At 61.7% G+C, this 24,427-nt stretch carries 19 protein-coding genes and 3 pseudogenes; 10 read left to right on the forward strand and 12 right to left on the reverse strand.

Annotation, left to right across the window (positions count from 1 at the left end; all coding sequences use genetic code 11):
* Nucleotides 1–5: 5 nt before the first annotated feature.
* Complete coding sequence (locus ACODTY_RS20785) at nt 6–509, forward strand: RES family NAD+ phosphorylase (RefSeq protein WP_488996102.1); 504 nt, start codon at nt 6–8, stop codon at nt 507–509.
* A gap of 36 nt (nt 510–545) precedes the next feature.
* Here the strand turns inward: ACODTY_RS20785 and ACODTY_RS20790 are convergent, their stop codons facing one another.
* A complete protein-coding gene (locus ACODTY_RS20790) occupies nt 546–5,639 on the reverse strand; it encodes an N-6 DNA methylase (RefSeq protein ID WP_488996103.1) in 5,094 nt (1,697 codons plus the stop codon).
* A 59-nt stretch (nt 5,640–5,698) separates the two neighbouring features.
* Here ACODTY_RS20790 and ACODTY_RS20795 point away from each other — a divergent pair, with 59 nt between their 5' ends.
* Nucleotides 5,699–6,166 (forward strand): hypothetical protein, encoded by a 468-nt coding sequence (locus ACODTY_RS20795; RefSeq protein WP_488996104.1) that lies wholly within the window; start codon nt 5,699–5,701, stop codon nt 6,164–6,166.
* Here the strand turns inward: ACODTY_RS20795 and ACODTY_RS20800 are convergent.
* The 6 genes and pseudogenes from ACODTY_RS20800 to ACODTY_RS20825 form a co-directional block, all read right to left on the reverse strand.
* Nucleotides 6,117–6,704, reverse strand: a complete 588-nt coding sequence (locus tag ACODTY_RS20800) for a DUF1419 domain-containing protein (protein WP_488996105.1) — start codon at nt 6,702–6,704, stop codon at nt 6,117–6,119. The genes ACODTY_RS20795 and ACODTY_RS20800 overlap by 50 nt on opposite strands.
* Before the next feature lie 176 nt (nt 6,705–6,880).
* Nucleotides 6,881–7,156, reverse strand: a pseudogene (locus ACODTY_RS20805) (cyclic nucleotide-binding domain-containing protein); the annotation flags it as partial.
* Between the two features lie 92 nt (nt 7,157–7,248).
* Nucleotides 7,249–7,596 (reverse strand): hypothetical protein, encoded by a 348-nt coding sequence (locus ACODTY_RS20810; RefSeq protein ID WP_488996106.1) that lies wholly within the window; start codon nt 7,594–7,596, stop codon nt 7,249–7,251.
* Nucleotides 7,597–7,739: 143 nt separating this feature from the next.
* Entirely contained in the window at nt 7,740–8,357 is a 618-nt protein-coding gene (gene fixJ, locus ACODTY_RS20815) for a response regulator FixJ (protein WP_488996107.1), read from the reverse strand.
* Between the two features lie 18 nt (nt 8,358–8,375).
* Nucleotides 8,376–9,061: pseudogene (locus ACODTY_RS20820) on the reverse strand (sensor histidine kinase); the annotation flags it as partial.
* A gap of 40 nt (nt 9,062–9,101) precedes the next feature.
* Entirely contained in the window at nt 9,102–9,446 is a 345-nt protein-coding gene (locus ACODTY_RS20825) for a DUF3085 domain-containing protein (protein ID WP_488996108.1), read from the reverse strand.
* Between the two features lie 629 nt (nt 9,447–10,075).
* On the opposite strand from ACODTY_RS20825, the gene ACODTY_RS20830 reads away from it, so the two are divergent.
* The 6 genes from ACODTY_RS20830 to ACODTY_RS20855 all read left to right on the forward strand — a co-directional run bounded on the left by ACODTY_RS20830 (nt 10,076) and on the right by ACODTY_RS20855 (nt 14,664).
* Complete coding sequence (locus tag ACODTY_RS20830) at nt 10,076–10,285, forward strand: hypothetical protein (RefSeq protein ID WP_488996109.1); 210 nt, start codon at nt 10,076–10,078, stop codon at nt 10,283–10,285.
* 416 nt (nt 10,286–10,701) lie between these two features.
* Nucleotides 10,702–11,298 carry a TetR/AcrR family transcriptional regulator gene (locus ACODTY_RS20835; protein WP_488996110.1) on the forward strand — a complete coding sequence of 199 codons (597 nt, stop codon included), beginning with the start codon at nt 10,702–10,704 and terminating at the stop codon, nt 11,296–11,298.
* Nucleotides 11,299–11,301: 3 nt separating this feature from the next.
* A complete protein-coding gene (locus tag ACODTY_RS20840) occupies nt 11,302–12,447 on the forward strand; it encodes an efflux RND transporter periplasmic adaptor subunit (protein WP_488996111.1) in 1,146 nt (381 codons plus the stop codon).
* Nucleotides 12,444–13,577: an ABC transporter permease gene (locus ACODTY_RS20845; protein ID WP_488996112.1), complete on the forward strand. Its 1,134-nt coding sequence runs from the start codon at nt 12,444–12,446 to the stop codon at nt 13,575–13,577. Before ACODTY_RS20840 ends, ACODTY_RS20845 begins: the two co-directional genes overlap by 4 nt.
* Nucleotide 13,578: 1 nt before the next feature.
* Nucleotides 13,579–14,271 (forward strand): ABC transporter ATP-binding protein, encoded by a 693-nt coding sequence (locus ACODTY_RS20850; protein WP_488996113.1) that lies wholly within the window; start codon nt 13,579–13,581, stop codon nt 14,269–14,271.
* 15 nt (nt 14,272–14,286) lie between these two features.
* Nucleotides 14,287–14,664: a hypothetical protein gene (locus tag ACODTY_RS20855; RefSeq protein WP_488996114.1), complete on the forward strand. Its 378-nt coding sequence runs from the start codon at nt 14,287–14,289 to the stop codon at nt 14,662–14,664.
* A gap of 237 nt (nt 14,665–14,901) precedes the next feature.
* Here the strand turns inward: ACODTY_RS20855 and ACODTY_RS20860 are convergent, their stop codons facing one another.
* Nucleotides 14,902–15,135, reverse strand: a complete 234-nt coding sequence (locus ACODTY_RS20860) for a hypothetical protein (protein WP_488996115.1) — start codon at nt 15,133–15,135, stop codon at nt 14,902–14,904.
* Nucleotides 15,136–16,523: 1,388 nt separating this feature from the next.
* Nucleotides 16,524–17,582 (reverse strand): porin, encoded by a 1,059-nt coding sequence (locus ACODTY_RS20865; protein ID WP_488996116.1) that lies wholly within the window; start codon nt 17,580–17,582, stop codon nt 16,524–16,526.
* 495 nt (nt 17,583–18,077) lie between these two features.
* On the opposite strand from ACODTY_RS20865, the gene ACODTY_RS20870 reads away from it, so the two are divergent.
* Both ACODTY_RS20870 and ACODTY_RS20875 read left to right on the forward strand, forming a co-directional pair.
* Nucleotides 18,078–18,545 (forward strand): antitoxin Xre/MbcA/ParS-like domain-containing protein, encoded by a 468-nt coding sequence (locus tag ACODTY_RS20870; RefSeq protein WP_488996117.1) that lies wholly within the window; start codon nt 18,078–18,080, stop codon nt 18,543–18,545.
* Nucleotides 18,546–19,284: 739 nt separating this feature from the next.
* On the forward strand, nt 19,285–21,198 hold the full coding sequence (locus ACODTY_RS20875; RefSeq protein WP_488996118.1) for an acetate/propionate family kinase: 1,914 nt from the start codon (nt 19,285–19,287) through the stop codon (nt 21,196–21,198).
* A 32-nt stretch (nt 21,199–21,230) separates the two neighbouring features.
* On the opposite strand, the gene ACODTY_RS20880 is transcribed toward ACODTY_RS20875, so the two are convergent.
* The 3 genes and pseudogenes from ACODTY_RS20880 to ACODTY_RS20890 form a co-directional block, all read right to left on the reverse strand.
* Entirely contained in the window at nt 21,231–23,618 is a 2,388-nt protein-coding gene (locus ACODTY_RS20880) for a phosphoketolase family protein (RefSeq protein ID WP_488996120.1), read from the reverse strand.
* Between the two features lie 256 nt (nt 23,619–23,874).
* Entirely contained in the window at nt 23,875–24,168 is a 294-nt protein-coding gene (locus tag ACODTY_RS20885) for a hypothetical protein (protein WP_488996119.1), read from the reverse strand.
* Nucleotides 24,168–24,374: pseudogene (locus ACODTY_RS20890) on the reverse strand (YqaA family protein); the annotation flags it as partial. The pseudogene ACODTY_RS20890 and the gene ACODTY_RS20885, both read right to left, overlap by 1 nt.
* Nucleotides 24,375–24,427 lie beyond the last annotated feature (53 nt).

Here is a 24,427-nt window from a genome sequence, read left to right on the forward strand (position 1 = left end):
AGACCATGCATTTCCAAGGGGCACTCTATCGGGCGCTGAATCCGATCTACGCACGCGAACCGCTATCGGGTCGTGGCGCGGAATTCTATGGGGGGCGTTTCAATCGCAAGGGGATGTCGGCGCTCTATACCTCGCTCTCTGTTATGACTGCGCTGCGGGAGGCAAACCAGGTCGGAAACCTCCAACCCACAACGTTGGTGTCTTATAACGCCGACATCGAGCGTGTTTTCGATTGCCGGGACGATGCCGCTCTAGGCGACCAAGGAATGGACGCCGCGGCGCTCGCCGACGCAAGCTGGCGCGACCAGATGAAGGCGACTGGGGAAGCTAGGACGCAAGCTTTCGCCCGACGGCTCGTCGAGGCCGGATATAGTGGACTACTGGTCGGAAGCTTTGCGCCCGGCGCGGGCGGCGATGATCTCAATCTTGTGCTTTGGAAATGGGGCGAGGCGGCGCCATCCCGCCTCACATTGATCGACGACGAGAGCCGGCTTTCGCGATACCGGTGACCGGACGCTGATACGCCCATCCAGCTTACAGAAGAACTAGGCTGCGATTGCGGCGGGCTCGTGAATGCCGTCGATATCCTTCGCCAGCGCCGTCTCGACCTCTGCGAGCTGCCGGCGCTTTTCGGCCAGCTCGCCGGCGAACGCAAACTCACCGCCGTCGCCATGGGCTTTGTAGGAGGCGAGCCGGCGCTGCGCATCGGCGAGATGCTGGCGATAGCGCTCCTGCTCGTTCTCGAAACCGCCGATGGCGTGCTCGAGGCGCGAAACCGCGCCGAGTGGCGTCACGGTGACTGGCAACTCGGTCTCGTCCTGTACGCCTGCGCGCAGCAACAAGGTGGCGTAGCGATATCCCTCCCCGCCGGTCCGCTCGCCGGCAAATTCGAGATCGAACCCGCCGATCGAGGCAATCACGCTCTCACCTTCCTGCTGGCGCTGCACCAAGGTCAGAATCTCCTTCATAAGCGCCCGGCCCGCATCCTTGCGCTCGGAGTAGGACTTGCCCCCAACGCTCATAGCGAAGGCATCGCCACCGGTCGGAACCAGACGCTCAATGTCTTGCCCGATTTCGGCAACGCGGCGGGTGCAGCGTTCGATTTCGCGCTCAGCGTCGCGAAGCTGCCGCCGGACGGCATGCTGATCGTCGATATGCGCCGCGCGCAGACGCTCCAGCCGGGCTATGTCGGCTTCGAGCCCGGCCTTCTGCATCAGACGCTGGTCACCACTGGCGATCGCCTTGGCCATGGCGAACTGGTTTGCCTGCCCCTCGCCGAGGTCCTCCAGCTTGCGGATCGAGGTATCGCCCGAAAGTGCGGCGGCAATGAACCGGGCCTTGCGCTCGTTGTTCTGCCACATCGTCGCGTCCAGCGAGCCCTCGGTGGCGTAGGCGTAGATGTCGACCACGTCATGCTGGTTGCCCTGACGCGCAATGCGACCCTCGCGTTGCTCGATCTGCGACGGCAGCCAGGGGACATCGAGATGGTGCAGGGCCTTCAGCCGAAGCTGCGCGTTGACGCCGGTGCCCATGGTTTCGGACGACCCGATCAGGAATCGCACCTTGCCGGCGCGTGTGTCGCCGAACAGCCGCTGCTTCGCCTCCGACTTCTTGTACTCCTGCATGAAGGCGATCTCGGAGGCCGGCACGCCGAGGCGGACGAGCTCGTCGCGGATCCAGCGATAGGCCGAGAATCCGCGAGTCTTCTCGACGCTGATCGTGCCGAGGTCGGAGAAGATCATCTGCGCCGCGCCCGGAAGTTCGTACGGCTTGCCGTCGGCGCGGACGTAGGTGTTTTCCGCCGTCTCCTGCCAGATGCGGAAGGCGTTGGCGACGAGCCTGTTCAGCTTGTTATCAGGCTCGTTGTCGTTGTCGGTATCGACAAGGCGCAGGTCGATCGCGGCGTGCCGGCCATCGGTGATGACGGAGAGCAGAATGTCGTCGCCGGGCTGCGGCGGACGGTTGCGCTCCTCGATCGCCTTGATGCGCGCCGCCAAAACCAACTGGTAGTTCTTGAAATCTTGCGTCGGCTTCGACGTCACGATCTGGCGCTTGCCGGTCGAGATTGCAGGGACCTTCACGTATTGGCGCAAGTCCTCCGGCATCACCACGTCCGCGAAAGACCGGAACATGGCGATCAGCTCGGGCACGTTGACGAAGCTGGCGAAGCGCGAGACGGGCTTGTATTTGCCCGACGGCTGCAGCTCCAGTTCCGTCACCGTTTCGCCGAAGGTCGACGCCCAGGCGTCGAACTCGTGCAGGCCGCGCTCCATCAACGCGGCAAAGTCCATAAGCCGCTGCAGGGTGAACATTTCGCCGAGCGTATTTGTGATGGGCGTGCCGGAGGCGAACACAAGCGCCCGGCCGGGATTCTTCGTCTCGATGAAACGGGACTTCACATAGAGGTCCCAGGCGCGCTGCGAGCCGTTCGGGTCGACACCCTTCAACGTGCTCATGTTGGTGGCGAAAGAGAGCTTCCTGAACTCCTGCGCCTCGTCGACGATGATCTGATCTATGCCTATCTCGGCGATAGTCAGGAGATCATCCTTGGGCGTGGCAAGCGACTCCAGACGCTCCTGCAGGCCTTCCTTCAAGCGCTCAAGACGCTTTCGCGAGACCCGGTCCTCGTCGTCGACGTCGAGAAGAAGCTTCTCGTAAAGCTCCAGCTCGTCCTGGATCATCTGCTGCTCGAAGACGGCCGGCACGCCGATGAACCGGAACGCCGAATGCGTAATGATGATCGCGTCCCAGTTCGCAGTGGCGGCACGCGACAGGAACCGGGCGCGCTTCTCTTTGGTGAAATTGGTCTCGTCGGCAACGAGGATCCTGGCCATCGGATAGAGCGCCAGGAACTCGCGTGCGACCTGGGCCAGGCAATGACCGGGCACCGTCACCATCGCCTTGTTGATGAGGCCGAGCCGCCGCTGCTCCATGATCGCGGCCGCGTAGGTCATCGTCTTGCCGGCGCCGACGGCGTGGGCGAGATAGGTCGACCCGGCCGCGATGATCCTCCAGATTCCACGCTTCTGGTGCGGGTAGAGCGTGAATGCTCCGCTGGCGCCCGGCAATTGAAGGTGCGAACCGTCGAACTTGCGTGGCGCGATGTTGTTGAAGCGGTCGTTGTAGACGCGTGCCAGCCGATCGGTCCGATCCGGATCGGACCAGATCCAGCGCTGGAAAGCGTCCTTGATCTTCTGGAGTTTTTCCTTGGCCGCTTCGGTGTCGACCACATTGAGGACGCGGCGTTCCTTGCCATTCTCCGTGACCGAGTCGAAGATCTGCGGCACGCGGCTGTTGAGCGCGTCGGTCAGCAACTCGCCCGCGTGTCGCCGGTTTGTGCCCCATTCGGACGTGCCGGCGGCGAGATAGGCGAGCTGGCCCGCCCGCACCGTCCACGACGCCAGTTCCGGTATGTGGTGGATCTTGATGTCAGCGCCCATCGTCTCCTTGACGAAGGCGACGACATCGGCGGCAGGAATCCATGGCGCACCGAGACGCGCGGTGATGTCGGAGGGCCGAAGGTCCACCGGCTGCACGGCCTGAAGGGCCACGACGTTGCGTTCATAGGCGGGATCGAGTGCGGCGGCCGCTTCCGCCGCCTTCAGCTTATCGCGGACAGGGCCGGACAGATAAGCGTCGGCCATCTGCCAGGAACCATCGGCGGGGTCGCGGAAGATAGCGCTGCCAAGCTCGGCGACGACATCGTCCGGATCGCGATGCAGAAGCTCCGCGATGTGATCGAGATCGACGCGGCCGCGTTCATTCAGCACGACAACGAGCGCATCGGCGGCGCTTGCGATGACCGGCGGCGCTGGCGGGGATATCACCCGTTCGGAGAAGATCGGTCCGGGCCGCGCCGTGTCGTTCTCCAGATCGTAGTCCTCTATTGCAGCGACGAGCCAGCAATCGGGGTCATCCAGGAACGGCGCGAGGTTGGGCCGTCGGTGCGTCTCGCGCACCTCGCCGGTCTCCTCGTCCTCCGCGATCGAGACGGTGGTGTGGTTGATCGGGCCGAAATCGCGCACGAAGCTCGACCAGGCGATGCGCAGTTTGACCTGCAATTCCTTCCAGGGCTGGTCGAGTTCTTGGCACTTCAGCACCTCGCGCACGGCGTCGCGCACCGGGATCAGCCTCTGGACGATGCGGACATGCTTCTCCGGCATGCCATCGGCATCTCGGCCCTTACGGACCTTCACCGCGACAGGTTCACCGTCGATGACCTGCATCAGGCCTTTGGCATTGTCGACGAAGAAGCTGCCTTCACGGACATGCCGTTCGGAGGGGAGGTCGACCGGCGCGCTGTCGACCGCATGCTCCAGATCGCAATCGATCTCAGTGGGCTGGCCGTCATAGCGGTCTTCCGGGAGCAGGGAGATGGCCACGTCGAGCGCGGCCGCCAGCTCCTCGCCCTTCCGCGGGAGGCATGTGTAGGTCTCGCCGAAGGGACCCGAGGTCAGTGCGTGCGTGCCAAGCACGAAATCCGGATGGCGGGCGAACCAACGGTTAGTCCGGATCGCGCCCTCGTCGTCGGTCGCCGGCCGCACCTCCTCTGTATCGAGCCAGGACTGGTCGCCTTCCGGCTCACCGATCTTGCGCTTGCGGAGGAATAGGATGTCGACCACGACATCGGTGCCGGCATCGGCGCGGAAACTACCCTCGGGCAGGCGAATGGCGGCGATCAGGTCGGCCGACTTCGCGATATGCTCGCGCGCCGTACAATCTGCCTTTTCCATGGTTCCGGAGCTGGTGACGAAGGCGGCAAACGCGCCCGGCTTCAACAGGTCTATCGCTCGCGCGATGAAATAATCGTGCAGACGAAGACCGAGCGAGCGGTATGCCGGGTCCGACCGCACGGTGCGGTCGGAGAAGGGTGGATTGCCGATGGCGAGGTCGAAGCTCGCCGGCTGCTCGGTACGAGCGAAATCGCCGGTGAGGATCCTTGCCCATGGCTGCAATAGCCGGGCGATGCGCGCCGTGACGGGGTCAAGTTCGATCCCGGTGATGCGGGAGACATCGCGCAGGCCTGCCGGCATCAACGCCGGGAACAGTCCCGTGCCAATTCCAGGCTCCAGCACCCGACCGCCCCGCCATCCCATACGCTGGAGGCCGGACCAGATCGCCCGCACGATGAACTCCGGCGTGAAATGGGCATACTGCGTGCAACGCGCTAGCGAAGCGTAGTCGGTATCGCCGACGGCGTCCTCAAGCGCCGAGCCGATTTCGTCCCAGCCTTTGCGGAACTCGATCTCACCGGGTCGCCGGAAGACGTGGTTTGCAAGGTCGGATGCACCGAAGCCGATAAAGCGGATCAGCGTCTCCTGCTCCTCAAGCGTGGCAGGCCGCTCTGCCGCCTCGATCTCGGCGGCAAGGCGGATGGCGGCGATATTGTCTCGCGCCCGCTCCTTCCAGCCACGCGCCAGCCCGCGATCGCCGCCAAGACAGAAATTCGATCCACGGGACCGGGAGACAGACGGCTCCGGCTTCGCGGCTTTCGGCAGCGGCATGGCCGGAGCCGGGGTCAAGGGATCGGGATCGTCGTCAGGATCGAAATCGCCCGCGAAGGCGGTGACGCCGAGTCCGAGGCCGGACGAAAGCGCGGTGTTGCCGAAGAGGTCGATGGTGAAGGGATCGTTGGACATCGGGATTTCTCCGTGATTAAGGCGCACGCGATCGACCGGCCAGGCAAGCCGGCCGCTCGATGGGTGCTGCGGTTGAAGGGGAATCAGCGAATAGTCAGCGAGAACACGATTTCGTCCTCGGTGAGATCCATGTTGATATGCGTGGCGCGAAGGTTGCGGTCGAAGAGTGGGATCAACTGCTTGGCTGCGATGAACTCGACGCCGTCATCGCCGCCGAAATGGCGACGCTTGCATTACCACCAGTCGATATCGCCTTTGGGATGGCATTGCTCGGAATAGATAATGAGCGGTTCGCCGCCTTCCGGCATGATGTAGACGCCCTTGGGTTCCAACCAGCCACAAACCGGGGCGGGCGTGCACGGCCGCCGAGAAAGGGCCAAGCGGAAGGCGGAAACCGCCATTGGCCTTCGTCGGCAATTCCGCGCTCGATGACCTTGCCAACCGCAAGGATGGGGAACGTGAACATCGTCCCCTCCATCACGCAGCAATCGCGTCAGGGAGGTGGCGCAGATGCACCGGCAGCTTGACCGCGATCTCGTCGTCCGTGAGTTGGTCGAGCAGTTTGAAGGGATGGGCTTGACCGGAGAGATAGACGATGACGACGCGCTTTCCTCGCATGTCGTTCGGAAAGCGCCAGTCGGCATAGCCGCGATAGTCATCGTGGGTGCTCGACCAGATGTGCTCGATGCGCTCCTCGCGCGTCATTGCCCGCACCGGTCTCAACTCGCGGTCGCAGATCGCATCGCGCATCCGATCCGGCGAGCCGGTTTCTCCGAGATCGCAATAGGCATGGAAAAACCGGACCGTGCCGCCGATGCTCAGCTCATAAAAGATGCTTGTGATCCGGCCCGTCAGAAATTCGCGTAGCGCGAACATCTCGCCCCGCATGAACAGCGGCGGCAGAACGTTGAACATGTAATGGTGCTCGGCCCGAGAAATCTCGAACCACTCGCCCCGGTAGAGGGTGGCTGCGTCGTCCTCGAAGCGGTTTGGTCGCTGTGCGTGGCGATCGAACATGCGGAACATCTGCCGGTGATCGGCGATGCCCTGATTGTGAAGTTGCACCGAACAGTGACCCTGGGCACGAGGACACTCAAATAGTTGATTCAGTTGTTCTTCCCGAGATTTTTGAGGGCCATGATAGGTGCCTTCTAGAGTCCCTCAACTCTCGACCATTTTCGTAATGAAATCAGTAGATTAAGCCTGTCTTGCGTAGGGTCGCTATCCGGCGCGATTTCACAGTGGGTCTTGTCAGCTTCGAATCCGAACGTCTCGCCAGCAAGGTGGAAAGCGGAGATCTGACGGCGTCCATCCGACAAGAGCCGGTAGACGCGCACGCCGCCAAATTCGACCTTGTAAAGGTTCCCGCACGTTTCACCCTGCGCGTAGATTTCCTTGCCGGCCGCAAAGAACGTGGGCGCCTGAAGGTTGCCGCTCGACGGTGCCGGGAACGTGTCCCGCCCCACGGGCGTTCCGCCTGCATGGAAGAAGGCCCTGGAAATCTCGTAGGTATTCATGGCTGGTCCCTCAGTGATCATAAGGGAACAGTCGCTCGAAATGTAGCCTGCCGAAATTCGGTTATGTCCGTAAGGGAATCCACGTACTGGTGTCAGAATGAGCCAGCGATTGCCTCCCGCACGGTCCTGATGAGAGGCTCGCCAAGAAACGGTTTGACCAGTTGCCTTAGAAGGGGTGCATCCGGGACCTTCCCTAAGAGATTGACCAGGAGGATGATGGGCCTGGCGAATTGTTCGAATTGAGCGGGCGCATCCTTCCAGCTTTCGACAGCTTCGTCGTCGATTACCGCACAAGCGGCCTGACGGGCTTCAGGCGACGCGAAAGCGCTGGCGGCGTAGCGATGGGCATCTGTCTCCAAACGCTCACTCGCCAGTACAAAAACGATCGAGCGCCTGAAAACCGCATCCGGGGCGGCCACAAGAACGATCGGTCCGGCCATCTGATTGGACTCCACGATTGTCGTGTGATTTGGACCAGACTTGTACGGCTAAACATCCCGACAACGTCGGGCATTGAGGCAGATCAAAGTGGAGGGGGGCGAGAGTACTAAAGGCCCGGTATCGGCCAGATTTCACCGACGTCTCAGGCGTCAAAGCCTAACGAAATCGCCATGCGCACAAGTTCGGGCAAGCTGCGAGCCTGCATCTTCGGCATGATGTTGGCTCTATGGACCTCGACCGTACGTGAGCTTATCGAAAGAGTGTAGCCGATCGTCTTGTTCGGAAGGCCTGACACGACCAGAGCCATGACTTGACGCTCCCGCTCAGACAACTGCTCGAGGCGGGCCCGTAGCACTGTGATATCCTCGACACGTGTCTCGGGGTCGCCAAGCCGGCTCGCCGCCTTTTTGATAGCCTCGACCAAGACTTCATCTTCAAATGGCTTCTCGATGAAATCAACGGCCCCGGCCTTCATCGCGGCCACCGCCATCGGTACATCACCATGGCCGGTAATAACGACAGCCGGTATCATGCCATTTTGTCGGTTTAGCCGCTCCAACAACTCAACACCGCTCATGCCCGGCATCCTCAGGTCGGTGACAAGGCAGGCTTTGCCTATGTTCGATGCCGCCGCGAGAAAACTTGTCGCTGAGTCATGCACTCGGACCGTAAAACCCACCATCGTCAGCAAGAAGGCGAGCGATTTGCGGACAGGCTCCTCGTCATCGACGATGTGGACCACATAGTTGCTATCGTGCATTTGACGCCTCCTGCTCGGCTAAGGCAGGGACAACCGGAACGTGGCGCCGCCGTTGCCATTCCGACTGGCGACGATCTGCCCGCCGTGCGCCTCAATAATGCGCCTGGATATTGAAAGGCCGGTGCCCATGCCATTCGCCTTTGTCGTGACAAAAGGCTGGAAAAGTCGAGGGGCTACCCCGTCCGATATGCCCGGTCCGCAATCAGCCACTTCGATCGTAACATAGCGGTCGCCATCCCGAGTGGTCCGCACGAGCAGCTCGCGCCTATCGCTCTCGCGCATGGCTTCCATGGCATTGCGTATCAGGTTGAGCAGCACCTGTTGAATCTGGACCCTGTCGACCAGGACATCCTCCGTGTTCGGTGCGAAGTCAAACACCGAGCGCACGCCCATTTCCGTGAACCTACGAGGGCCAGCGCCCCCGCTTCTTCAACAAGCGTGCGCACATTTTCAGGGGATTTCTCTGTTTCGCCGCGTGTGACGAACTCGCGGAGATGCCGAATGATGCCTCCGGCGCGGAGCGACTGTTTCGCCGTCTCCTCCAGCGCCTCCCGGATATGTGCGGCAGCTCCATCGTCCATCTCCTTCAGGAAGCGGACACAGCCTTGCGAATAGTTCGCGATGGCAGCAAGGGGCTGGTTGAGCTCATGCGCAAGCGTCGAGGCCATCTCTACCAGTTCATTCTGTCGTGCAAGGCGGGCGACAAGCCGGCCAGGGGAGCGGACGTGCAAATGTTGGAAAAGCTCAGCGGATGATCAGCGAGAGCGCGATTTCGGTCTCGGTGAGCTGAATATTGAGGTGCATCGCCGGCATATTGCAGTCGAAAAGCGGGATCAGGCGCCCCGCCTCAATGAACTCGATGCCATCATCGCCCCCGAAATGCCGGCGCTTGTAGTTCCACCAGTCGATATCGCCCCCCCGGAAACATCCGCAGACCGGCAGGCCGTGCCCATCGTTTACGACCGGCTGGTCGGGATCGGCACCCTGGATACGCGGGGACGTGATCTTGCAAATCCAATGGCCGGCAAGGGAGGCTGACGACCGACAACCGAGACCACTCAGAAACTCAGCAACGGACGGACAGGCCATCCTGCTTGCCGCAGCTCTGCCACAGTGCTTAGCTGTCAGAAGACAGATGGATCAGCACAGTGAGACATTCTATTGCCATCGCGACTTGCGCCGTCATGTGCTTGGCAACCAGCTCCGTATTCTCTGGGGAATTGTATGTCCTCCTCCACGCGGTCAGCAACAAGATGACTCTTGTCGCGAAAGATCTGAGCAAGAATGAGTGCATGGAGTTGAGGGAAGCGATCATACTTTCCGGCGGCACTGGGGTTGAGAGGGCCGACGAAGATTTGAAACTCGGAACGCTCTCCTGCATTCCGCAACAATTCTACTAGGTGCTCGATCTACCTGTTTTCGCTGGCGAAATGCCCGATTGGAGTGGAGCTGTTTGTGGCACTCGGCGGCAAGAGGCACAGATCAGGCAGATCCAACAAGCCTAACCGGAACGAGAAATCAGCGCACGGCCCTGCGCCGTCGTGTCGCCGTGCCCGAGGATGCCAGGTTTGAGTGCAAGCTGTTATGGCCAGTCAACCTCGATGAGGCAGATACCGTACTTGAAACGACAAGGGGAAGGCCGACGGGTCCGGAAGACTATGCCTGTTTGCGGCTTTTGTGCATGTTGTGAGCTGTCAGGTAAGGTGGGACGATCAGCCATGGTAAAGCCGAACCCACGTCGACCAAGGGAACGAGCAGCCCGCGCTCTATGCGCCCTCGACGGCAATCCGGAGAACATGATCTTCCAAGGCGAGCCCATGTGGATGAGCTATCTGCGGGAAGTGGATGCCGTGCCGGAAGCGGTGAACTGGGCCGTGAACGTAGAAACTGAAAAGCCGCGCCTAAAGCGCTCCGCGATCGACACGTGAAACGTCGAGCTATTTGCCCTTATTCCCCCTGCTGCCTAGGGCACCTGCTTTTATTGCGCCACCACAAAGACTGTTTGACGTGCGGTTGATAAATATGAAAGCGTTTCCGGAGTCCCTCTCGGAGACGCGACGTTGTCAATTAACCCCGGCTCTCCTTGGCCGGGGTTCTTTTGCCGCGTCTGTGATTTCCACAGGATGAGGGCCCCTGCTTGGGGCTATTTTCGCCCCAATGGAGGCCAGACTCAGTCTCGCTGCATCTAGAGGATGACGTCGCGCAACTTTCGAGAGGGGATCAGCGCGATGGAGCAGAGGCAAGGTACAGACAATCTATCCAAAATGGGACCCTCAGCGATTGACGGACGGTACGGATCAGCATAGTTATGTTCGTGATTAATAACTAACTTATTGGAAAACTCATGCGCAAGCCGGCGGACCTTCGCAAGGCCGAGATCGTCGCCACCGTTCTGGAGTTGGCCGACAGGATCGGACCTGACCGGGTGACCACCGGGGCAGCGGCGTCGGCGATCGGAGTGTCGCAAGCCGCGCTGTTTCGGCACTTCCCGACCAAGGCCGCGCTATGGCAGGCTGTGGCCGAGCAGGTAGCCGATAGGTTGGCATCGGCCTGGGACGACGCGTTGAGGACCAGCGAGGGGCCGCTTGTCCGCCTGCGCGCACTCGTCGCTGCTCAGTTTGCGCAGATCGCCGCGACCCCTGCCCTTCCGACGCTGCTGTTCTCGCGCGAACTGAATGTCACCAACGCGGAGCTGCGCACCACGTTTCGTGGCAGGCTCATGGCCTTTCACAGCCTGCTCGCACGGGAGGTCGATGCCGGACAGAAAGCGGGACTGTTGCGCGACGATATCGCCGCGAATGACGCGGCGGCGTTGCTGACTTCGCTTGTACAGGGGATGGCAATCCGCTGGGCGCTCGGCACGCGCGACTTCGATCTGCAGCGCGAAGGGCTGCGGCTCTTCGATGTGCAACGCCAGCTTCTATCCGAGGAAGGAGAGTAGACCATGCGGCGCATCTGGCTTTTGGGCTTCCTTTTGGCGGTCGCAGCCGGGGCCGGCTTCTTGTTCCTTATCGAGCGTCCACTGACGGTGACGATCGTCCAACCTGAACACGATGTAGCCCTTCGCGTTTATGGGCTGGGCACGGTCGAAGCGCGGATCCTCAGCCGCGTGGGCTTCGAGGTGGGCGCCGCCCTAACCTTGCTTGCCGCCGATGCCGGGGACAGCGTGGTCCGGGGGCAGGAACTCGCGGTTCTTCACTCGGCCGAACAGGAAGCGCGCGTGTCCCGTGCTCGCGCTGCTGTGGCCGCGAACGAGGCCTATCTTGCCAAGGCCAAGGCAGCGGTTGTGCGCGCCCGCGCCATGCTGGTGCAGCGCGAGGCGGCAAACCGCCGCCAGCAGGGGCTGGCGCAGCGCGACATCGCCACAATCCAGCGTGCCGAGGAGGCGCAGCGTGACGAGGATGTGGCGCGCGCCGATCTGGCGGTCGTCGAGGCCGATCTGGCAGTAACCCGGGCACAAAGCCTGGACACAGCCGCAGCGTTGCAACAAGAGGATACCCTTCTCGCCCACCACCGGCTGGTCGCGCCCTATGACGCGGTGATCGTCGCCCGCCATGCCGAGGCTGGGGCGGTGTTGAAGGCTGGCGATCCGGTCTTCACCCTTATCGATCCGACGTCCATCTGGATTCAGGCTTATATCGACGAGGAACGCGCCGGCCAGCTTGTCCTCGGCCAACCCAGCACCATCCGGCTGCGGTCGCAACCGTCGGCCGAGTTCCACGGCGTCATCGCCCGCATCGGCTTCGAAAGCGACCGAGTGAACGAGGAGCGCCGCGTCTGGCTGACCTGCGCCGACTGCCCGGCCGCGATGTTTCTCGGCGAGCAGGCGGAGGTGCGTATCACCACCGGGACGCGCACCAGCGCGCTGATGGTGCCGGAGACGGCGATCGTCGGCTTTGACGGCCACCGCGGCACGGTCTGGACGGTAAAGAACGGTCGCCTCGCGCGGGAGGAACTGACCTTCGGCGCCCGCGACGATCGCGGCCGCGTCGAGGTTACGGGCGGGTTGCCCGAGGAGGTCGCAATCGTTGCCCGGCCACCGAAAGGCGCAGCTGAAGGCCGGCGCGCTCGCGTCGGCGCGGCGCCATGAACCTCGCGCTCAAGGACATCCGCCACGGGCTGTTCCGCTTCGTCCTGACCTGTTTTGGTCTGGGGCTGTTGTTGACGGTCGTCCTGGCGATGATCGGCATCTACAACGGACTTGTCGAGGATGCGCTGGCGGTGGTGAAGGCGCCGGCGGCCGATGTCTGGGTGGTGGAGGCCGGAACAAAAGGCCCCTTTGCAGAAGCGTCCAGCATCCCAGCGGACACTCGCGCCGCGGTGGCGCGGATGCCCGGCGTGGCCGGGGCTGGCGCAATCAATTACCAGAATGTCGAGGCTTCTCATGCCGGGCGCACCCTGAGGCTCTACATCGTCGGTTTCGAACTGGGGCGCCCCGGCGGTCCGCAGGTGATAGCCGAGGGGCGTGGCATCGGCGCCAGCCATTTCGAACTGGTGGCCGACCACAAGACCGGCCTTGAGCCCGGTGAGACCATCCGGCTCGGCCGCCACCGCTTCACCGTGGTCGGGCTCGTCGAGGGGGCAATGAACTCGGGCGGCGATCCGGCTGTCTATGTGACGCTTGCTGATGCGATGGCGCTTCAGACCGAACTCGACCCGGCCGCCCAGCGGGTGCAGGCCGCGCGCGGGACTGTCTCCGTCAAGTCCGCTTCCGTCGCTGCCGTCATCGCCCGGATGGAGCCGGGCGCCGACGTCGATTTACTGAGCGCGACCGTGCGCCAGTGGAAACATCTCGTCGCGATGACCCAGGCCGAACAGGAGGAACTCCTGCTCGCCTCCGTGGTGGACAAGGCACGCCGCCAGATCGGGCTGTTCCTCGGCATCCTGCTTTCCGTCAGCGCCGTCGTGATCGCCCTTATCATTTATACGATGACCATGGAGAAGCTGAAGCAGATCGCCACGCTGAAGTTGATCGGCGCTCCTGATCGGACCATCGTTGCGCTGATCGTGCAGCAGGCGCTGATCCTCGGCGCGTCGGGCTGGGGGATCGGCCTGATACTGATCCTGACGGTCAAGGACTACTTTCCACGCCGCGTGGTGCTGGAGCCGTTCAACGTCATGGTCCTTGCCGGCATCATTGCCGCAGTCTGCCTCTTGTCCTCCGCGCTGGGTGTGCGGGCTGCGATGAAGGTCGATCCGGCCACTGCGCTCGGGAGTTGAAATGGCGCTCGGCGATACCCTGATCGAGGTTAAGGGCGTGGCCAAGCATTTCGGCGAGGGCGAGACCCGCGTCGACGCCCTGCGTTCCGTCGATCTGGAAGTGCGCGCTGGCGAGGTGATCGCGCTGCTGGGGCCTTCTGGGTCAGGCAAGACGACGCTGCTCAACATCATCGGCTGTATCCTCGCCCCGTCGGCGGGACGGGTGGTGCTGGATGGCGAGCCGGTGTTCGACGGCAGATGGCTCCGGCGAGACCTGAGGCGTCTCAGGCTCGACAAGATCGGCTTCATCTTCCAGGCGCACAATCTCCTGCCCTTCCTTACTGCCGAGGAGAACGTCGCGGTCGTGCTGAACCTCGCTGGCCAGTCCGCCAACCAGGCGCGAGTACGGGCGCGCGAACTGCTGGACTATCTTGAGGTCGACCACCGCGCGATGGTCAAGCCTGCTCTGCTGTCGGGTGGTGAGGCCCAGCGCGTAGCGATCGCCCGCGCGCTGGCCAATCGTCCCCGCATCATTCTTGCCGACGAACCGACCGCCGCGCTCGACAGCGCGCGGGCCGGGCTTGTGATGGACCTGCTGAGGAAGCTTGCCGTTGAGCAGGAGGCCTGCATTGTCACCGTCACCCATGACGAGAAGATCTTCGACCGTTTCGACCGCCTGATCCATTTGCGCGATGGCCGTCTCGCCGGCGCCTGACTGCGGAGACCTCCCATGCCCGCAAGACCCCGCGCCCTGACCGTCGCAGCAGCCGTGGCCGTGATCTTCGGCCTGCTGACCATTATTTCGGGAGGCAGGGCGATATTCGGCGGTGTGGACATGGGTGCGGCGGTGCCCTTTGTGCTACGGTTCAACTTCCTTGCCGGGTTCGCCTATGTTCTGGCCGGGATCGGCTTGTGGCGCAGCACGGTATGGGCGCCGTTGCTTTCGCTCGGCATCGCCGTGGCGACGCTGGCTGTATTCGTCGCCTTTCTGTGGCATGTCTGGCATGGTGGCGCCTGGGAAGCGCGCACCATGGGCGCGATGATCCTGCGCACCGGCATCTGGACTGTGGTTGCAGCGCTTGCCTTGCGGCGCAAAAATGCCGCTTGATCAAAACCTTCATCCAGCCACGCAGCGGCGGCGCCAAGCCGTGATCGCGCCGGCATAGAGCCGCCGTGAAGCACGTCGCGCGCATCGACCTCTCGCTAACCCTCACGTTCCCCACCGTCCTCGGCATGGCGATTGCCGCGGGCCGGAAGATGGCTCCCCGGCACCGGCCGGGGCCGTTGCATGAGGCGGGATAAACTTAATCGACGGCGACCAGCAAGGATGACAGGCTGGGGTTCGCTACTCGGCAGCTTGTAGCAGATATTGATTGTCATCAAGGATCATCGCCAGGTCATCGGCGCTCAGCGTGATCGTATAGCGCTGGTTCGACCCCTTGCTGTAGATGTCCTTTACAATGAGGGTAACCACGGTTTCCTCACCGTCGACAGTGATATCTTGCAACGCGAGGGGACGGTCAAAAAGCTCTTTGACCGTGCCGTTTAGTCTTTTTGCGGGCTGGGCAACAATGCGCATATGGCTCCTCCGATCGTATCGGAAAAGGCGAATGCAAGCTGTATGCCACTGATTTAGGTTATCTCTGTGCCGAATTGGGACGGCCCTGTTACTGGGAGGGCTTACGCTTACGGTCTCCATCGGTGAGTTGCTCTAGCAGCCGCCGCAGTGTTTCCGCTCTTGTTTTTGGCAAATCGATCAGCGGTGTTCAAGACAATACCGCCGGCTCCTTGGCCCGAATATACCAAACGGTCCATCGACCATCCGGAGCACAGAAAATCGAAAAGCGGCTCACGGCATCCTTCCTTACCCTGCGTAAAGCACATCTCCGGCGAGTGGCAAGGGAGTGGGTACTTTGGTCGCACAGCGACCCGGTTAGGTCTCGGGCTATAGCTGGCTTCACACCGTCAGCTATAGCCCCCGCAGTGATCGTTTGCACCAGCTAATTTAGCCATCAGAACATCGCAGTCTTTCCGACTTGAGGCGAAAAAACATTGTCGCCACCTTTACCCGTCCTTGTGGAGGCGTGCTTATTGCGACGTTTGGAGCCAGTGGCAGTACCCACGCCTTGAAGCGCCGCAGCTTGTTGGTTCCCCTGATCGGAAAAGTGTGGCTGTATTTAACGTTCACCTCATTACCCGCGTCGAGGCCATTCGGTACTGCCTCGCAGGTGTGCGATTGCCAGAATGGCATTCATTTGAATCGGTCCGGAGTCTTGGCCCCGGCGCCGTGCTTGCCGTAAGACAGGTAACAGCGCCAGGACCCAACAGGTGCGGAAAAGGCGAGGTTGTGTTGCGGCGCAACCGTTCAGGCGGCGACCACGGACGAGCGGCAGCTTCAAGGGAGCACGAGATTCCGGCGATCGTAACGGAAATGGCCTGTGAAGAGCAGAAGTCAAACGTCAAGTTGCATTAAAGCTGATTGGCACGACGGTGGCATCAGGGAAACCGACGGCGATTTTGCCGGCCTCGGCCGCGCTCGCCACGGCAGCGGTAATATTCGCTTGAATGCTCGTCTAGCCATTAAAGGTGTAAGGCTCAGAAAGCCACATCGGCGCACTGTTTCATCAAGCGGGCTTAAAGTTCGCACCGTGTTTGCAATGATGAGCGAGAAGCAGCGGCAAGCACAGATCGATAGTTTGCACGCAAGTACAATTGCGGCCGGGAAGAAGCGATGCGCCACGCTTTGGAATAGCGAAATCGAGGAGGCGTGCGGAGTTGGCGGTCGCGGAGGCATGTGGCGCGATGCTGGTTGGCTCTACGCCTCTATGCGACTGACCAGTTGCGTCAAGGGAAAGGGAAGCGCCGACGGTAGAGGCCGTTCTTGCCGAGTTGCCTCAGCCCCCTGCTCCAACAAAAAAAGCCCGCGATCCGAAGACCGCGGGCTGTATTTCTCAGCTTGTCAGCTGATTAGAACGAGCGCTGGAAGCGCAGGATGCCGCCGATGCCATCGTCAACAGGCGTGTCGTAGTAGTCGACTTCAGCCGTGACGGTGAAGCCCGGAACAACCGTGTAGGCAACGTTGGCAACAACGCCGAGGGTCTCTGCGTCGTCATAAGAAGCCTGAAGGTTGAGAGCAGTCTTCTCGTTGACCTGGTAGGACGCGCCGCCCCAGACAGCCCAATCGCCACCCCAGTTCTTGTAGAAGTTCTGGCCACCGTTCAGGAGGTCGGTCACGTCATCCGACGTGCCCCAGCCGCCCATCACGAAGAGCGAGAGCTGCTCGGAAGCGTTCACGTCCAAGCGAACCTTGCCGGTGAACTCTTCCCAGTTGCTGTCGTAAGCGCCAACAGCGGAGATGCCGCCCCAGCCCTGGGTGTACTTCGCGCCGACAACAACGTGCGGAACGTAGCTGTCGACCGAGTCAACACCAGCGCCTTCTTCGAGCGAGACCACGGCCGAGAAGCCGTTGCCAGCGTCGAAGTAGTAGCTGATCAGGTTGGTGTCGAACGGACCATAAGGAACGATCGTGTCGTCGATGACGTTACCAGCGTAACCGGTGAAGGTCGAGAATACCGACTCGTCCTTACCAACGCGGAGACCGCCGAGCTGGATCCAGGCGAAGTTCAGCGACCAGGTCGACTGGTTGGTGTCATGGCCGTCACGGAAGTTGAAACGGGTTTCCGTGTAGGTCTTCAGGGTGCCGAGCTCGGTTTCCGAACCGGTCCAGGTGCGGAGCGAGAGACGGGCCTGCTTGTGGTAGGTGTCGTTCAGGCTGCCGTCGCGAACGTCGGTGACGTCCTGATGGCCTTCGCGATCGCCAACGCCGATGTCGTAACGGACATAGCCGCCGATGCGCAGGCAGGTCTCGGTGCCGGGGATGTAGAAATAGCCAGTGCCGTAAACGTCGCAGATCTTGACGTATTCAGCTGGTTCCGGCTCGGCAACGACGACAGCGTCGGCGGCGCGCGCACCGGAGACTGCGAACAGAGCCGCAGCGGAGCCGAGAAGAAGGCTCTTAATGTTCATTTTCTGACCTCCAGTCAAAAGTTAAAAAACGGGTCTGGGTATTTTTTGCTGAAGGACAGCGTTCCCTGCCCCATCCCCACTACCGAAAAAGACGCGCACCGCGCCTCTCCTTCGAAAGTGACATTACCCATCGATCCGCCGGGTTCAACAATGATTGCATTCGTTTGGGGCCGGCAGGGACTCTATCCCCAACCGGTGTTGCAGAAACGCCACGATTTGGGGTAGTGGGGAAACTTCTTGTTAACTTTCGGGCCCGCCAAGACCGAAATCCGGTGTTTGTGACCAATGGTAACTCGACGTCGATTCTCGCGAAACGCCCATAAAGTAAAGCTTTCCAGAAGGGTGAGTCTGGAGAGCGCGCTTTACGCTGAATTGGAACGCATATTAAAAGAGAACGACCCTACCATTCAGTTGCCGGCAGTCCGCGTGGCATCTCGACTCGCGGCTGTTATAGCCTCGCAGTTGGCGTCGCAGACGCAAGTCATCCAACGCTCCATGTTGTCGCTTGAGGCTGATGCAACGGATTTTGCGAATGATTTCGTGGCCGATGTCGTGGGGGCGGCAACCCAGTCGGTCAGGAAAAAGCTGAAGCGTTTCCGTCCCGAAGCGATCCAAGAAGATACATTGCAGCTTGCAGATGATTGGGCAGGAACGGTCGCAGGACCGACCTTGATTGAGCGACACTACGGTATTCCGAGATCTACCCTCTATAGATGGCAGAAACTCAATGAGGTTGTTGCGATCAGCAGTCGGACCAGCCGAAAGCCGGTTTTTCCGCTGAAGCAATTCGTTGACGGACGTCCGGCAAACGGCGTTGCTGACGTGGTTTCAATATTCGGCGACCAGAGGCGGGCATGGCAGTGGCTGGTGACGAAAAACACCATAACCAACGGCGCGCCAATAGACGCCCTGCTGCGCGGCGAAGTCGAATCGGTGGTTAAAGCCGCTCAAAGCGAGGAATAGTGCGACCCACCGTCAAGCGTGACCTCACTCGGTAGCCTTTCGCGGCTGCCTGAGCACTGCCTTTGACTCCCCAAGGGGTTTGTTCCTATTTTGTTGCATACCCAGAACGAAGCGGTCCGATTCCATTGGAAAGGGAAGCTAGGCTCGCATCGAGCGGCAGGCAATGCTGTTACAATGCGAGAGAAGTGCTGTGCAGGCGCGGTTAACGCCGTTCAAGGCGCATTATGACGGCCTCAGCGAGTTGCAGGTTGCCCTCGTCGAAACGCTGAACGCTTTGCACGGCAGGCCGCGAGGTTGGCGCGACTTGAGGCGGTGACGCGTCACCTTCTCTGCGAGACCAAAAAAGGCCCGCGTGAGCGGGCAGTTTCTGCTGGAGATCAAGGCTCTGCCTCACGGATTGTTTAACAGTGTAACAATGTGTTTGCAACCTTAAAGCCGGAGGTGGTGGCCCGGCCCGACCAAAGCTTGGCGACAGGCTCGGGCCGAGCCTGTCGCCAAGATGAGTTTCCCCTCGGTTAGGACCTCGATATCGTCAACCAATCCGCGCATGAAACACTTCTTGCTGTTATAAGTTTGGCTCCAAATACCGGTTCCCTCCTTGAGGGATGTCCTCGCTCCCCGCCGGAATGCATGACGGCGACGACGGCGGCCACAAGCGTTCTCGCTGAACAGGAACGCAGCCGACATCGACAGAGCCGCCCCGATATCCAGATCGACCTGGCCGTGCAGCAGGCTGCGCATGATCTCGACCACGAGCGCTGCAAGCACCGGGACAACGCCCACGAGCCAGACGGTGGACGCAAGCCAGGCCTACCGGCGTTTGACTGCTGCGAGACAATCGGCGAACAAGGTCGCGTCGAACACCCAGCGCAAGGGGCAGTGCATGCAGATACTCGTGTTCAACGCCGGTAGTTCGAGCCTCAAGTTCGGCGTCTTCTGCATTGGAACGGATACGCGTGAAGTGTTCAAGGGGTCCTACGAACGCTTCGGGAACGACAGATGCGAATACCGCTTCCGCCATGGCGAAACCGACGAGCGCGGACTTGCTGAATTCAACAGCCCCGGCGAAGCACTGAAAGGAGTCCCGGTTGCGCTGAAGCGGTTTGGCCTGGACACGATCGACGCGGTGGGTCATCGGATCGTTCATGGCGGCGCAAGATTTACCTCGCCGACACCGCTGGACAACGAAACGGTCGAGGCCATCGCGGCGCTGACGCCGCTTGCTCCGCTGCACCTTCCAGCCAATCTGGAAGCCGTGCGGCTCTGCCGCGGCCTCTGGCCGGACCTACCTCAACTCGCGGTGTTCGACACGGCCTTCCACCTCAGCAATCCAGCCTTCGCAACCACCTATGCGGTACCGGCGAGATGGCGAGATGCCGGCCTTCGCCGCTACGGGTTCCATGGAACCTCACACAAATACGTGGTTCAACGAGCAGCCGCGGAGATCGGCCGGCCGCTTTCCGACCTCCAACTGGTCAGCATCCATCTCGGCAATGGAGCCAGCGTCTGTGCCGTCAACCGTGGGCAAAGCATGGACAGCTCTATGGGCATGACACCGCTTGAGGGGCTGGTGATGGGAACCCGCTCCGGAGACGTGGATCCAGGTGCTTTCGGCTTCCTGTCGCGCGAACTCGGTTTGTCGGTACAGGAGATCGAGGATGCCCTGTATGACGACAGCGGGCTGAAGGGGCTGGCAGGCTCGCCCGACATGCGCGACATTGAGGACAGGGCGGCGAAGGGGGACCCCCAAGCCCAGCTCGCGATCGAGATCTACGCCTACCGCGCCAGGAAGTATGTCGGGGCCTATGCGGCAGCCATGGGAGGATTGGACGCGATCGTCTTCACCGGGGGCATCGGCGAGAATTCCCCTTCCATGCGCCGGCGCGTCTGCGACGGACTGAACTTCATGGGCCTGCAACTCGACCACGACCGCAACACGGCCGTGAACCTGTCAGGCAATGCGGCGCCGCAGATCCAGGCCTACGGCTCCCGCGTCCGCGTCTTCGTGACGGAGACGGCGGAACAACTCATGATCGCCCGCGAGACGGCTGCAGCGCTCGCTGCTGGCAAGCCAGGGGGCCAGTTGCGCCTGCCGATCGCGGTCTCGGCGAGGCATGTCCACCTGTCCCGCGAGGCCGTCGATCGGCTGTTCGGCAAGGGCTACATGCTCGACCAGGCGGCGCCGCTGCGACAGCCGGGCCATTGGACCGCAGCGGAACGGGTCGCGCTCATCGGGCCAAACGGCAAGCTCGAGCGTGTCGCGATCCTCGGACCGCTGCGCGAACAAACGCAAATCGAAGTATCCCGCACCGACAGTTTCGCGCTCGGCATCGACGTGCCCGTGCGCGACAGCGGCAGGCTCGAGGCTACACCTCAGGTCACGATAGAGGGGCCTGCCGGAAGCTTCACCACCGACGGCCTCATCATCGCGGCAAGGCACATCCATACCAATCCCGCCGATGCAGCGCGGCTCGGTATCCGGGACGGCGAGTATGTCGACGTCCGCGTCGCCGACGATGATCGCGCCCTCACCTTCGGGCGAACGCTGGTACGTGTGGGCACGCACTCCTTCACGGAGGTGCACATCGACACCGACGAGGCCAATGCGGCAGGGATCGATGTGGCCGCGCTCGGTGAACTCATCCAAGCCTGAAGCGACCGCATGGCGTCGCCAGTCAAGCCCTATCAGGCTCGTGCCTCCGCGGCCGTCTTGTAAGGCCAGCTCCATTCCTGGATCTCGGGCATGTCTTCACCGAATTGCCGGACATACGAGACATGCTCACCCAGCGCTTGCTCGCACCTCTCGACCACCCGTTCGCCAGTCACGCCAAGGTTCGGCAGCCGTCTGACGGCGGCCATGGTCAGATGGAAGCGGTCGAGCTGGTTCATGACCGCCATGTCGAAGGGGGTGGTGGTCGTGCCTTCTTCCTGAAACCCATGGACGTGGAAATTGGCGTGGTTGGTCCGCTTATAGGTGAGGCGGTGAATGAGATAGGGATAGCCGTGGTAGGCGAAGATCACAGGCCTGTCCCTCGTGAACAGAGCGTCGAATTCCGCGTCGGTGAATCCGTGCGGATGTGTTGTGTGGGATTGCAGCGTCATCAGGTCTACGACGTTGACCACCCTGATGCGAAGATCAGGTAGCTCGCGGCGCAGCAGGCCGACCGCGGCAAGCGTCTCCAGCGTCGGCACGTCGCCGCAGCAGGCCATCACCACGTCCGGCTCCTCCTCCGCGACACAGGCGCCGGCCCATTCCCAAATCCCGGCGCCCGCCTCGCAATGGCGTTCCGCCTGCTCGGCAGTGAGCCATTGCGGTTGCGGCTGCTTGCCTGCCGTGATCACGTTGATGCGGTTCCAGGTCCTCAGGCAGTGGTCCGTGACCCAGAGCAGCGTATTGGCGTCGGGCGGAAAATAGAGGCGGACGGTGTCGGCCTTTTTGTTGGCGACGAAGTCGGCGAAACCCGGATCCTGGTGGCTGAAACCGTTATGGTCCTGCCGCCAGACATGCGAGGTCAGGAGATAGTTGAGTGAGGCGATCGGCTTGCGCCAGGGAAGTTCGGCCGAGACCTTCAGCCACTTGGCGTGTTGATTGACCATGGAATCCACGATGTGGATGAAGGCCTCGTAGCAAGAGAACACGCCGTGCCGCCCCGTCAGCAGGTAGCCCTCCAGCCAGCCCTGGCAGAGGTGCTCCGACAGCACCTCCATCACGCGGCCCTCGCGAGCCAGGTGCACGTCGTAGGATTCGATCTTCTCCATCCAGACCCGGTCGGTGACGTCGAAGACGGCATCAAGCCTGTTCGAGGCGGTTTCGTCCGGTCCCATTAGGCGGAAGTTCCTTGCCTCGGCATTGAGGCGGATGACCTCGCGCAGATATGTCCCCATGAATCGGGTGGCCTCGGCCATGGTTTTCCCGGGCCTGCCGACATCGATCGAGAGGCTCTTCCAATCAGGCAGGACAAGTTCCTTCATCAGCAATCCGCCATTGGCGTGCGGCTGCGCTCCCATGCGCTTGCCGCCTTCAGGCGCCAAGACGGCGATCTCCGGCATGAGGCGACCATTGCCGTCAAACAGTTCCTCCGGCCGATAGCTTCGCAGCCACTCTTCCAGGATCTTGCGATGCCCGGCATCACCGCGAGCGTTGGAAACCGGGACCTGGTGCGAGCGCCAGAAATCCTCGACTCGTTTGCCGTCGACCTCCTTTGGTCCGGTCCAGCCTTTGGGGCTACGCAGGACGATCATCGGCCAGCGAGGGCGCTCGCCTTGCCAGCCTTCGGCGCGCGCCATCCGCTGGATGTCGCGGATACGATCCATGGCCAGGTCCAGGGACTGCGCCATTGCGCGGTGCATCGGGACCGGCTCGTGCCCCTCGACGAACAGCGGCTCGTATCCGTAGCCCCTGAAAAGATCGCACAGTTCCGCGTCCGACATGCGCGCAAGCAAAGTGGGATTTGCGATCTTGTAGCCGTTGAGGTGCAGGATCGGCAGGACCGCGCCATCAACTTTCGGATTCAGGAACTTGTTGGAGTGCCACGCGGCAGCGAGCGGGCCCGTTTCGGCTTCCCCGTCGCCGACGACGCAGGCGACCGTGAGGTCGGGGTTGTCAAACGCGGCACCGAAGGCATGGACAAGAGCGTAGCCGAGTTCGCCTCCCTCATGGATGGAGCCGGGCGTCTCCGGGGCGACGTGGCTGGGGACGCCGCCCGGGAACGAGAACTGCCGGAACAGCTTGCGCAAACCCTCCTCGTCCGGCGTGATCTCCGGGTAAATCTCGCTGTAGGTACCCTCGAGGTAGGTGTTGGCAACCATTGCGGGTCCGCCATGACCGGGGCCGCAGACATAGAGGATGTCGACGCCGTGTTGCTGGATGATGCGATTCAGATGCACGTAGATGAAGTTCAGTCCAGGAGTGGTGCCCCAGTGACCGAGAAGCCGGGGCTTCACGTGCTCGGCCTTCAGCGGCTCGCGCAGCAGGGGATTGTCCATCAGATAGATCTGGCCGACCGATACGTAGTTGGTAGCGCGCCAGTAGAGGTCAATCAGAGCCAGTTGCGCATCATCCAGGGCCGCCATCTCGAGCTCCGTTGTGGAAATACCTGATGTAAGCCAGGCTGTTGATTGCCTCTCGTCAGCTGTTTCGGCAATCTCCGCCTCTCCTTCCCCGCCGACTACACAAGCGCTGCCGGCCACCTACTTGCTTCGACCAAGCCAATCCTGACTGCATCACGCCCGCGTCCGATCATCAGGTTATCCTATTGGCTATAGGTCCGCCGATATATGATCGAAATCAAGGCAACCGTTTCATGAGCGTGTTTCTGCTCACCAGGCGTTATCTTGATGCTACAATAGTGAAATGGCGGTGGACCGCGAGGAGAAAAAGCCGATGCGCGAAATGGCGATCAAAGTAGCGAGCAGGCCCCGGCTCAGTGCCTCCAGCAGCGGCGACGCTGCCGAGCGCTATCGAGACCAGCGGCAATGACAGCAGTGCGATCAGCACCGACATGCCGGCATGAACGGCAGAAAGCAGCAGCGAGACGGCCAGCCCGCACGGCAGGATCGCGGTCGATCCGGTGAGATAGATCTGGCGCTGGACGGCAACGAGTTGTCGATAGATCTGCCACATCACATCAGTCCCAGTGTGATCGCCGCAAGGACGATGTAGCGTCCTGCCTTCGCGATCGTCACGAGGACCAGGAAGCTCCAGAAAGGCTCGCGCAGCACGCCGGCGGCGACGGTCAACGCATCGCCGCCGATCGGCGTCCAAGAGAGCAGCAGGCTCCACCGGCCCCATCGCCGATACCATCCCGTCGCGCGGTCGAGGGCCGACTGTCAATGACCGCGGAATCGGGACCCTTTTTTTTCATGTAAAAGGGACCCCGGTT

Source organism: Mesorhizobium sp. FG116 (genome assembly GCF_057809835.1).